Source organism: Cellulomonas septica, from assembly GCF_012396155.1.
GTDB classification, from domain to species: domain Bacteria; phylum Actinomycetota; class Actinomycetes; order Actinomycetales; family Cellulomonadaceae; genus Cellulomonas; species Cellulomonas septica.
Window position 1 is genome coordinate 1 of the sequence record NZ_JAAXOY010000042.1, and the last position, 10,930, is coordinate 10,930.

General features: G+C 70.8%; 10 protein-coding genes and 1 pseudogene. 4 read left to right on the forward strand and 7 right to left on the reverse strand.

Going from position 1 to position 10,930, the window contains the following annotated elements; genetic code table 11:
• From HGA02_RS03475 to dnaK, 5 genes and pseudogenes are all read right to left on the reverse strand, one after another.
• Positions 1-190, reverse strand: a pseudogene (locus HGA02_RS03475) (FGGY-family carbohydrate kinase); the annotation flags it as partial.
• 31 nt (positions 191-221) lie between these two features.
• Entirely contained in the window at positions 222-635 is a 414-nt protein-coding gene (locus HGA02_RS03480) for a heat shock protein transcriptional repressor HspR (RefSeq protein ID WP_168677622.1), read from the reverse strand.
• An 89-nt stretch (positions 636-724) separates the two neighbouring features.
• Entirely contained in the window at positions 725-1,717 is a 993-nt protein-coding gene (locus HGA02_RS03485) for a DnaJ C-terminal domain-containing protein (RefSeq protein WP_168677624.1), read from the reverse strand.
• 28 nt (positions 1,718-1,745) lie between these two features.
• Positions 1,746-2,390 (reverse strand): nucleotide exchange factor GrpE, encoded by a 645-nt coding sequence (locus HGA02_RS03490; RefSeq protein ID WP_168677626.1) that lies wholly within the window; start codon positions 2,388-2,390, stop codon positions 1,746-1,748.
• Positions 2,387-4,252, reverse strand: a complete 1,866-nt coding sequence (dnaK, locus tag HGA02_RS03495) for a molecular chaperone DnaK (RefSeq protein WP_168677628.1) — start codon at positions 4,250-4,252, stop codon at positions 2,387-2,389. The genes HGA02_RS03490 and dnaK overlap by 4 nt, the downstream gene beginning before the upstream one ends.
• Positions 4,253-4,650: 398 nt before the next feature.
• On the opposite strand from dnaK, the gene HGA02_RS03500 reads away from it, so the two are divergent.
• Positions 4,651-5,046 (forward strand): hypothetical protein, encoded by a 396-nt coding sequence (locus HGA02_RS03500; RefSeq protein ID WP_168677630.1) that lies wholly within the window; start codon positions 4,651-4,653, stop codon positions 5,044-5,046.
• Positions 5,047-5,435: 389 nt separating this feature from the next.
• Here the strand turns inward: HGA02_RS03500 and HGA02_RS03505 are convergent, their stop codons facing one another.
• The gene (locus HGA02_RS03505) at positions 5,436-5,957 is read right to left on the reverse strand and encodes a hypothetical protein (protein WP_168677631.1); all 522 of its coding nucleotides are present in this window, start codon (positions 5,955-5,957) and stop codon (positions 5,436-5,438) included.
• Positions 5,958-6,407: 450 nt separating this feature from the next.
• Here HGA02_RS03505 and HGA02_RS03510 point away from each other — a divergent pair, with 450 nt between their 5' ends.
• The gene (locus HGA02_RS03510; RefSeq protein ID WP_168677633.1) at positions 6,408-6,674 is read left to right on the forward strand and encodes a hypothetical protein; all 267 of its coding nucleotides are present in this window, start codon (positions 6,408-6,410) and stop codon (positions 6,672-6,674) included.
• Between the two features lie 410 nt (positions 6,675-7,084).
• Here the strand turns inward: HGA02_RS03510 and HGA02_RS03515 are convergent, their stop codons facing one another.
• Positions 7,085-8,827: a cellulose binding domain-containing protein gene (locus HGA02_RS03515; RefSeq protein WP_168677635.1), complete on the reverse strand. Its 1,743-nt coding sequence runs from the start codon at positions 8,825-8,827 to the stop codon at positions 7,085-7,087.
• A gap of 255 nt (positions 8,828-9,082) precedes the next feature.
• Between HGA02_RS03515 and HGA02_RS03520 the strand changes: the two genes are divergently transcribed.
• Both HGA02_RS03520 and HGA02_RS03525 read left to right on the forward strand, forming a co-directional pair.
• Positions 9,083-10,255, forward strand: a complete 1,173-nt coding sequence (locus tag HGA02_RS03520; RefSeq protein WP_168677637.1) for an RICIN domain-containing protein — start codon at positions 9,083-9,085, stop codon at positions 10,253-10,255.
• 97 nt (positions 10,256-10,352) lie between these two features.
• Positions 10,353-10,930 (forward strand): hypothetical protein (locus HGA02_RS03525; RefSeq protein WP_210728123.1); only part of this gene is annotated, 578 nt, incomplete at its 3' end.

Below are 10,930 nucleotides of genomic sequence, written 5' to 3' on the forward strand. Positions count from 1 at the left end.
CGATCCCGACCGCGACCGGCGCGGGTCCCGCGGGCCGCACGCGCGCGACGAGTCCGGCGAGGACGGCGGCCGCATCCCGCGGCGACGGGGTCGGCGCGGACGCGACCGCGAGCAGCCGCGGCACGGTGACGTCGACGAGCGCGACCTTGGTGTTGGTGGTCCCGACGTCCACCCCGAGCGCGGTCAGCACCCGGCCATCCTCACCGATCCGGGCCCTCGGGTCAGGAGCAGGGGCGCCAGAGGACCAGGGCGCCGGTGTCCTCACGGGGGCGGCGGCGGGTCTCGCGGACCGTGCGCTGGACGGCGACGACGTCGCCGCGCGGGTCTGCGGTGAAGACGCGTCGGCCGGGCTCGACGAACGCGCGCAGGTACTCGACCTGGCGGCGCAGCCCGTCGACCTCGGCCTCGAGCTCGAGGATGCGCTTGATCCCGGCGAGGTTGACGCCCTCGTCCTGGGACAGCCGCTGCACCTCGCGCAGCGTCGCGATGTCGCGCAGCGAGTACCGCCGGCCGCGACCGCTGGTCCGGCCCGGCGACACCAGGCCGAGCCGGTCGTACTGGCGGAGCGTCTGCGGGTGCATGCCCGCGAGCTCGGCGGCGACCGAGATCACGTAGACCTTCGCGTCGTCCGACACCACGTCACCTCACCACCTTCCCCGCCTCGTGCGGCACCCGTGCGTCAGGGGTGCCGGGCGGCTCGTCGCGCGCCCGGCACCCCGTCGGCTCACTTCCTCGCGGCGTCGAGCAGGTCGGCACGGACGTCCTCGCCGGACGTCGCGATGCCGAACGCCTGCACCGCCTCGCGCGCCGCGGCGGACAGCCGCTGCGGCACGACGACCTGCACGGTGACGAGCAGGTCGCCCACGCCCTTCGGCGTGGTGATGCCCTTGCCCTTGACCCGCAGGACCCGCCCCGACGGCGTGCCCTCGGGCACGCGGACCTTGACGGTCCCGCCGTCGAGCGTCGGCACCTCGATCGTCGCGCCGAGCGCGGCCTCGTCGAACGCGACGGGCACGGTCACCCGCAGGTTCGGGCCGTCGGAGGAGAAGACCGGGTGCGGCGTGACGTGCACGGTCACGACGAGGTCGCCGGGCGGACCGCCCGACTCACCGGGACGCCCCTTGCGGGGCAGCCGGATCTTCTGGCCGTCGCGCACGCCCGCGGGGATGCGGGCGGTGAACGAGCGGCCCTCGACGGTGAGCCCGACGGTCGACCCCTCGGTGGCCTGGCGGAACGGCAGCGTGACCTCGGCGGCCAGGTCGGCCCCCTGCTGCGGTCCGCGAGCGCCGCCGAAGCCGCCCTGGTTGAACAGGCCGCCCAGGAGGTCCTCGAACCCGGCCCCACCGGCACCGCCGGCACCCGGGGACGTCGAGTAGCGGACACGCCCGCCGGGACCGTTGGCCCCGCCGAACATGCCGCCGAACAGGTCCTCGAAGCCCGCGTTGCCGCCGCCGCGACCACCCGCCGTGAAGCGGGCGCCGCCCGCCATGGCGCGCAGCTGGTCGTACTGCTGGCGCTGCTCGGTGTCGGAGAGGACCGCGTAGGCCTCGCCGATCTCCTTGAACTTCGCCTCCGCGACCGCGTCCCCCGGGTTGTGGTCCGGGTGCATGCTGCGCGCGAGCTTGCGGTACGCCTTCTTGATGGTCGCGGCGTCGGCGTCCTTGGGGACGCCGAGAACCGCGTAGAAGTCCTTCTCGAGCCAGTCCTGCCCGGTCACGGCGCCTCCCTCCTGGTGGTGATGATCGTCAGCCCTCCGGGTCCACGACCGCCACGCGGGCGGCACGCAGGATGCGGTCGGCCGTGCGGTAGCCGTGCTGGAGCACCATCTGGACGGTGGGCTCCGTGACCTCCGCGGAGTGCGAGTGCATGAGCGCCTCGTGCACCGCGGGGTCGAAGGCCTCGCCGGCCTGACCGTACTGCTCGACGCCGACCCGCTGGAGCGTCGCGGTGAGCTTCTCCGCGATCGACGCGAACGGGCCGGTCAGGTCGCCGTGCTGGCGGGCCAGCTCGATGTCGTCGAGCACGGGGATGAGCGCCTCCGCGAGCGACGCGACGCCACGGTCGTGGGCGGCCAGGACCTCGGCCTTGGACCGCTTCACGTACGCGGAGTACTGCTGCTCGAGGTTGTAGTGCGCCGCCTGCGCGCGCTGCAGCTCCTCGAGCCGCTCGGCCGCGAGCTTCTGGGACTCGATCAGGCCCTCCAGGACCACCTCCTCCTCCGCCCCCTGGGCGATGGACTCCGCGTCGGCGAGCACCTGCTCCTCCGGCGTCGGCTGGCGCACCTCGCCCGTCTCCGGGTCGATGCGCCGCTTGTCGGTGAACCGGGGCGTCCCCTCGGCGGGGTCGGGCTGACCCGACCCCGCCTCCGGACGGTCGTTCTCGCTCGTCACTTCTTGTCGTCCTCGTCGTCGACGATCTCGGCGTCGACGACGTCCTCGTCGGAGGTCGTCGACTCACCCGGGTTGTCCGACGCGCCGGCCGCGTCGGCCGGGGCCGACTGCTGCTGGGAGTAGATCGCCTCGCCGATGCGCTGGCTGACGGTCGCGAGGTGCTGCGTCTTCGCCGTGACGGCCTCGACGTCGGTGCCCTCGAGGGCCGTCTTGAGCTCGCCGACGGCGGCCTGGACGTCGGTCTTGACGTCGTCGGGCAGCTTGTCGGCGTTGTCGACGAGGAGCTTCTCGGTCGAGTAGACGAGCTGCTCGGCGGAGTTGCGGGCCTCGGCTTCCTCGCGGCGCTTGTGGTCCTCGGCCGCGTGCTCCTCGGCCTCCTTCACCATGCGGTCGATGTCCTCCTTGGGGAGGGCCGACCCGCCGGTGATCGTCATCGACTGCTCCTTGCCCGTGCCGCGGTCCTTGGCGGACACGTGCACGATGCCGTTCGCGTCGATGTCGAAGGTGACCTCGATCTGCGGCACGCCGCGCGGCGCCGGCGCGATGCCGGTGAGCTCGAACGTGCCGAGCGGCTTGTTGTCCCGCGCGAACTCGCGCTCGCCCTGGAACACCTGGATGAGGACCGACGGCTGGTTGTCCTCGGCCGTCGAGAAGATCTCCGAGCGCTTGGTCGGGATGGCCGTGTTGCGCTCGATGAGCTTCGTCATGACGCCGCCCTTGGTCTCGATGCCGAGCGACAGCGGGGTGACGTCGATGAGCAGGACGTCCTTGCGGTCGCCCTTCATGACACCGGCCTGCAGCGCGGCACCGACCGCGACGACCTCGTCCGGGTTGACGCCCTTGTTGGGCTCCTGCCCGCCCGTGAGCTCCTTGACGACCTCGGTCACCGCGGGCATGCGGGTCGAGCCGCCGACGAGCACGACGTGGTCGATCTGGTCGAGCTTGATGCCCGCGTCGCGGATGACCGCGTGGAACGGGGCCTTGGTGCGGTCGATCAGGTCCTGCGTCATCTGCTGGAACTGCGCGCGCGTGAGCTTGGTGTCCAGGTGGACCGGGCCGTTCTCGCTCATGCTCAGGTACTGCAGCGAGATGTTGGTCGCCGTCGCGGACGACAGCTCCTTCTTGGCCTGCTCCGCCGCCTCGCGCAGACGCTGCAGCGCGATCTTGTCCTTCGACAGGTCGACGCCCGTCGTGTTCTTCACCTCGGAGACGAGGTGGTCGACGATGCGCTGGTCCCAGTCGTCGCCGCCGAGGCGGTTGTCGCCGGACGTCGCGCGGACCTCGATCGTCGAGAACCCGTCGTCGTCCTTGCCCACCTCGAGGAGGGACACGTCGAACGTGCCGCCACCGAGGTCGAAGACGAGGATGAGCTCGTCCTCCTTGCCCTTCTCGAGGCCGTAGGCCAGGGCCGCCGCGGTGGGCTCGTTGATGATGCGCAGGACGTTGAGGCCCGCGATGGTGCCCGCGTCCTTCGTCGCCTGACGCTCGGCGTCGTTGAAGTACGCCGGGACCGTGATGACCGCGTCAGTGACGGGCTCGCCCAGGTACGCCTCGGCGTCACGCTTGAGCTTGGAGAGCACGCGCGCGGAGATCTCCTGCGCCGTGTACTTCTTGTCGTCGATCGCGACGGACCAGTCCGTGCCCATGTGGCGCTTGACGGACGTGATGGTCCGGTCGACGTTCGTGACGGCCTGGCGCTTGGCGATCTCGCCGACCAGCACCTCGCCCGTCTTGGAGAACGCGACGACGGACGGCGTCGTGCGCGACCCCTCCGCGTTGGCGATGACCGTGGGCTCGCCACCCTCGAGGACCGAGACGACGGAGTTCGTCGTGCCGAGGTCGATGCCGACTGCTCGTGCCATGTGTGGTGCCTTCCTTCTGCTGTCCGGGTCTGCGGGGCCCTGGTCGCGGTGCTGCGAGCGGGCCACTCTTGAGTCCGCCGGGCTCAAGTCTGCGTCGCGGGTGTCGGCGACGCAACCTCGGACCGTCGAACTTGAGTCTGATTGGCTCAACTCTCGGCCTCCGTCATCTGTTCCCGGGTGCCGAGTGCCACCGGGTGCAGCCGAGCTGTGCGTGGGTTCGCACTCGATGTGGCGAACTTCGCGTTCGACTGTCGGAGTACTGGCGAATCTCGCGTTCGACTGTCGGACCGGGATGATTCGCGGCTGTCCCGCCCGTCCGGTCGGCCGTCCGCGGCTTCCCGGCATCATGGATCCAGGACCTCAAGCGCGTCGTCGCCCTGGTCGAGACCGGAGCTCCCGTGACACCCGTCGACAGCCGCGAGGCCTACGAGCGCGGGCAGGCACTGGTGCGCGAAGAGGCTGCGATGCTCTCATCCCACTTGATCTGCCACTCCGCAGCGGAGGGGTACTTCGTGCCCGTCGACCTGAGTGGTCCGGTCATCCTTCCTGACGGGTCGGGGGTCGCCGGCGGTGGGGTCGTCGGCTCGAGCCACGGCCTCCTCCGGGAGCTCCAGCGGTGCGCCGGCAGCCTGGACATCGCTCTCGACGACGACGGGACGCTCGTCGACGCCGAGGCAGCACGCGTCGCGGCCCGGCCGGACGACCACCCCGCCGTCGAGTCCGTCGTGTGGCTCGCCCTGCACGAGGCGTGCCGGGCCAGCATCGCGAGCGGTCACGCAGTGGTGCTGACCTAACCGGCACTGTTCGGGTCGAGCCTGGATTACCAATGATTGCAGGGGGAGCCCGCGAGCGACGGTCGCCGTCCTCAGGCTCGCGACGCTGACGATAGGTCGACTGGCTGAACAACCGGCGCCTGCACGCCGAACTCGCCGACATCGACGCGCCGAGCACGAGTACAAGCACAGGCGTCAACAGCTCGCCGCCGAGACGGTCAACACCGCACGACCGAGCCTGCCCCGAAGCCCGGGCGGCTCCGTTCACCGTCGGGGTTGCGCTCGGCAAGGCGCTGGTCGGCGTCGTCGGCTACCAGCACCGATGCTGACGGCGTTGAGGCGCTGACCTGGGCAGGGCTCGGGTTCGGACTGCCCCTGACGTCTCGGGTCGGGTCGGCGGGACTCGACCGCTACGCCGGACGCCGTGACGCGACGACGGGCATGCGGACGCACGCGAAGACTGCCAGGGCGGCTGCGCCTACGACGAGCACCACAAACACGGGATAACTGAGATCGCCGACCGAGAGAACGAATCGCAGGACCACTCCGGTCACGCCGGCGATGAAAGCAGCCACGCAACCCCACGTGTCGTTTCGCCGAAAGAAGATCGCAAAACTCACGACCGCTGGTACCACCAAGGGCCCGGCGACGAAGAGCATCGGCATCAGCGCGAAAGCCACCACCATTCCCACGCCGGCACCGAGGGCGTGGACGGCAGTCCGCACCGGACCGAGGTGGCGCTGCACGGCGTTGACGATCACGACCGTGATCGTGATGACGACCGATCCCACGATCAGGAGGACACCCGGCCCGCGGGCGAAGATGGTCGCGGCGGCGGCTACCACGCCGGCGACGAGCGCCCAGGCGATCGGGGCGCGGCTCGGCGGCGCGACGCGTCCGGTGGGCTGCGGGAAGGAGCGCGGCATCGGCACGCGCGCAATAGTGGCACAAGTCGGGCGGACGTCACTAGTCCCGAACGCGACGAGTCAATGCAAAAGCAACGAGAGCAATTAGACTCATCACCGATGCCCGTTCTGCTACGGTTCGTCCCGTCGTCGCTCGACACGCGAGCGGCGCCCGACGAAGCAGGGGGAGTCCTTTTGCGCAAACTTCGATCGACACTGATTTCGGTCATGACCGTTGCCCTTGTGGCTTCGGGCCTGACAGCGGCGCACGCTGCCACCGGTCCCGACGACGCCCCCACACTCTCGGGCGCGCTCGGTGGCAATGCACTCCCGTGGGCGTCGACGACGAACCCTGTGACGGGAGGCGGCACGCAGGACGTGACTCCCCTGGACGCGATCGGCTGCACCGCTGCACCGGCGGGCTGGCTTTCCACCTACTGCTTCACGGTCAACAGCGTGCGCGGCGGCGGCGCCGAGATGGACCGCCTGATGATGGAGTTCACCGCGCCCACCACCAACGTCTGCAAGCAGACAGTGGAGTTCAAGTACCTGCCTCGACTCTCGCCCGGCTGGAAGTACAAGACGCTCTACAAGGCCGGGTGCGTCTACGCATACAACCAGCAGATCTGGGACCCGTCGCCGAACATCTGGCTACAGCACAGCTCTGACGTGTGCGGGCGGGTCAAGAACTCGGCAACGAACCAGGAGTGGACCGGCTGGCTCTGCCACACGATCATCGCGTGAGCTGAGGACCAGGAGGACCTCCGGCCTCGCGGAGATGCGTCGTCTCCACTGTCCGGAGGTCCTCATGTCCCACGCCGACGCGCGGGCCGCCGCATGGCATGGCCCGATGGTCCAGCCAGTCCGGGTGCGCGGGGCGCCGAACTGAGCGTGGCTCCCGCGCCCGGAAGGCGTGACATGCGCAGGCCAGACGGCGCTGTCGTCGTGGTGCTCCTCGTCGTCGGCCTCCTGCTCCCGTGGCGACGCCGGTAGCCGGGCACCGGGCGAGGTACCGACGGCGGGCGCCTCGGCGGGCCGCTGCCCGACTGCTCAGCTCGACGTCGGGTCGCCGCGACGCGGAGAGACGGTGCTCCACGTCGCGCGGACGTGGAGCACCGTCATTGGGCAGTCACTCCGACGAGCGGTTCAGGCGGTCAGAGCGTGATCACGACCGTCGAGATGCTCCGGGCGGGCACGTTCACCTTCACCTGGCTGCCGTCGACCGTGGTGGTCTGGGGCGCACGGCTCGAGTACTGCGACGTCATGGTGTGGAGCGCGGACCTGACGTCCTGCGGCGCCTGGACGACGGCGCCGTTCACCGCGCTCGTCGACCGGTTGAGGATGACGAGCGTGATCTTGCCGTCGCCCTGGTAGGCCGTGACGTCGAGCGGCGACGCCTTCGAGCTCTCGGTCACGCCGACGCGCTGGTAGCCCGGGCGGACGTACTTGGAGTACTGCGAGAAGGCCCAGCCGCGCTTGAGGACCGCGCCGCCCGTCGTCCCGTACGCCGACTCCCCGTCACCGATGAACGAGTAGTAGCGCCGCCCGTACCACCAGACGTAGGCGCTCCAGTTCGCCTCCATCGTGCGGTTGACGGAGGGCATGATCCGGTCGAGCGTCTCGTTCCACACGGCGGCGTTCGACGGGTCGCCCCAGATGCGCGCCCCGCTGCCGTCGGCCTCGTGGAAGTTCCACTCGGTCATCCACTGGTTCTTGCCGTACTGCGCGGCGAGCGGGTACCGGGAGAGGTTCGGACCGGTGTCCTGGCCGTAGATGTGACCGCCGATGTACCCGATGTTGGTGCGGGCGGTCGCGTCGTTGAGCGTGGGGTCGGTGTAGGCCCGGTTCGTGCCGAGCGACTCCGCGACCATGAGCTTGGTGCCGGTGATCTTCGCGCCGTGGTCGCGCACGAAGTTGCGGAGCGTGTCGCCCGTCCACGCCATCGAGTCGTAGTCGGGGTGCCAGTCGGGCTCGTTCTGGACCGACGTGACGTCGATCGTCACGCCCTGGCTCTTCATGTACTGCACGTAGGAGTTCAGGTGGTTGGCGTAGTCCCCGTAGCGCGAGGTCAGCAGGGTGCCGCCGTTGATCCGGCTGTTGTTCGACTTCCACGCGGCCGGCGCCGTCCAGGGCGAGGCGAGGATCTTGACGTCTGAGCCGTACGCCTTCGCCGTCTTCAGCGCGCTGACCTGGCTGCCCCACTCGCTCGACACCGGCGAGATGCCGGTGCGGACGATCGACAGGCCGAGCTGGTTGTCGCCCATGCCGACGAGCGTCTGCGTGTCGGCGGTCGACCACGCACCGCCCCAGATCGACACGGCGGCACCGAAGCCGTCGATGGTCTGGTACCGGGTGCCCGTGTTCACCGTGAGGTCAGCGGGCGCGCTCGTCGGGCTCGGCGTCGGCGTCCGGGTCGCGGACGGCGTGGGGGTCGGCGTCGCGGTGCCCGTGGGTGTCGGGGTCGGGGTGCCGTTCGGTGACCCCGTGCAGGTGGTCCCGTTGAGCGCGAAGGAGGTCGGCGCCGGGTTGGAGCCGCTGTAGCTGCCGTTGAAGCCGAGCTCCGTCGACGCACCGGTGCCCAGCGAGCCGTTGTACGACGCATTCCTCGCGGACACGGACGCGCCGCTCTGCGTGACCGTGGCGCTCCAGGCCTGGGTCACGGTCTGCCCCGCCGGGAACGTCCAGGTGAGGTTCCAGCCGCTGACCGCGTCACCCAGGTTGGTGACCTTGACGCTGGCCGTGAACCCGCCGCTCCACTGCGCGGAGACGACGTAGTCCACCCGGCAGCCGGTCGCGGCGGACGCCACGGGCGCCTGCACGACCACCGCCCCGGTGAGGAGCGTCGCCGCCGCCAGGGTCGCCGACCAGGTCCGGCGCCACCGTTGAGTTCTTCGCATGATTCGTCCGATCGTCGTTGGTCGTCCGATGCGGGCCCGGTGGTCCCTGCTGGCAGCCGGCGGACAGGGAACCGGGCTCACCGGTCGGCGCGACTATGACGGGCGGATCCGGGGTTGTCCAGCGACGTCGACCTAATCGTTTGGGCCGATCGCAGGCCCCATGAGCGCCGTGCCAGAGTGGCCGCACCCCTGCCATGTGAGCGCTCACATCGCCGGTCCCCGGCCCACAGGCAGCCGTCCCAGGAGGCAGACGCCATGCACCGAATCGTCCGACGGCTGCTGGTCGCCGTCACGCTCTGCGTCGCACTGGCCGGAGGCGCCGTGACGCAGTCCGCGCCCGCCACCGCCGAGAGCAACGGGGGCACCCGCGTCATGCCCCTGGGCGACTCCATCACGGACGGCGTCGGCATGACCGGGGGCGGCGGCTACCGCGTCGGGCTGTGGCAGCGACTGGCGCAGAACGGCTACACGACGGACTTCGTCGGGTCGGGCTTCAACGGGCCGGCCGGCCTCGGGGACCACGACCACGAGGGGCACTCGGGCTGGCGGATCGACCAGGTCGACGCCAACGTCGCCGGCTGGCTGCGCACGTACCAGCCACGCACCGTCCTGCTGCACATCGGCACGAACGACATCAGCCAGAACCGCGACCTCGCGAACGCGCCTGCGCGGCTCGCGGCGCTCGTCGACAGGATCACGAGCACATCCCCGCAGACCGACGTCTTCGTCGCGACCCTGATCCCGGTGTCGTACGCCGACGCCAAGGTGCGGGCCTACAACTCCGCCATCCCCGGCATCGTGTCGAGCAGGGCCGCCGCCGGGAAGCGGGTGCACCTCGTCGACATGTACACCGCGGTGAGCCTCTCCGACCTCCCCGACGGCGTGCACCCCAACGCGACCGGCTACGACAAGATGGCGGCCGTCTGGTTCGCCGCGCTGCGTTCCGTCCCGGGGTGCATCGGCAACCCGGCCGGGAACCCCGGCAGCTCCGGTCCGGTCGACACCGCCGCCTGGTACACGCTCGTCAACCGCAACAGCGGCAAGGCCGTCGACGTGTACAACCTCTCCACCGCCGACGGCGCCCGCATCACCCAGTGGTCCCGCAACAACGGCACCCAGCAGCAGTGGCAGTTCGTCAGCTCCGGCGACGGCTACTACCGGCTGAAGTCGCGGCTGTCCGGCAAGGTCCTCGACGTGAGCGGCAGGTCCACCGCCGACGGTGCGGCGATCATCCAGTGGAGCGACAACAACACCGCCAACCAGCAGTTCAGCCTCCAGACGATCGACGGGTACGTCCAGCTGATCAGCCGCAGCAGCGGCAAGGCGGTCGAGGTGCAGGGCGCCTCCACCGGCGACGGCGGAAACATCGTCCAGTACACCGACTGGAACGGCGCCAACCAGCAGTGGCAGCTGGTCCGGGTGGGCTGAGCCCGCCGCGTCACCGGGATCGCGCGTTCGTCCGCGCGGTGCCCGACCCGTCCGGCAGGATCGCCGTCGAGGTCCCACACGGGCGGAGGTCGAGACGGTGCGAGTGCTGCTGGACGGGCTGGTCAGCGTCCACTACGGGTTCATGGCGGTCGAGCCGTTCGACGCCGGCGTCACCGCCGAGCTGATCGAAGGACGGGGCGGGCAGCGGAACGGGCTGTGCGGGGCGGCGTTCCCCGGAGCGCTGTCGTTCGTCGTCGGTCTGCACACCGGGTCCGTCCCGGTGCGCATCGAGCTCCACGACGACGCCCCGCCGCCCGACCCGGACTGGGAGGACGTCGTCGAGGCCTCGGTGACACCCGTGGAGGGCGAGCCGTACGCGCTCACCTCCTTCGGCGCCGCGGAGCCGCTCGACCTGCCGACCGCTAGGTCCCTGCGTGCCCGGTGGAGCGCCCACGGGATGGACGAGGCCCACCAGGGCGGACCCGAGGACGGAGAGCCGCCGCTCGACCGGTACCTCCTGCAGCTCTGGCCGGCTCCGCCCGCCGCCGACGAGGTGGTGCGGTGCGGCAGCGGGATGGCCCGGTACTGGCACGGCGTCGCCGAGCGGACACCTCCGCCGCCGACGCCCGAGGAGCGCGCGCGGGCACGGCTCGCCCGGGAGGCGTCGGACCGGGC

Coding starts and splice junctions, on each gene's coding strand:
- dnaK (WP_168677628.1), bottom strand. CDS start 4,252: ATGGCACGAGCAGTCGGCATCGACCTCGGCACGACGAACTCCGTCGTC.
- HGA02_RS03510 (WP_168677633.1), top strand. CDS start 6,408: ATGGACCGCCTGATGATGGAGTTCACCGCGCCCACCACCAACGTCTGC.
- HGA02_RS03515 (WP_168677635.1), bottom strand. CDS start 8,827: ATGCGAAGAACTCAACGGTGGCGCCGGACCTGGTCGGCGACCCTGGCG.
- HGA02_RS03520 (WP_168677637.1), top strand. CDS start 9,083: ATGCACCGAATCGTCCGACGGCTGCTGGTCGCCGTCACGCTCTGCGTC.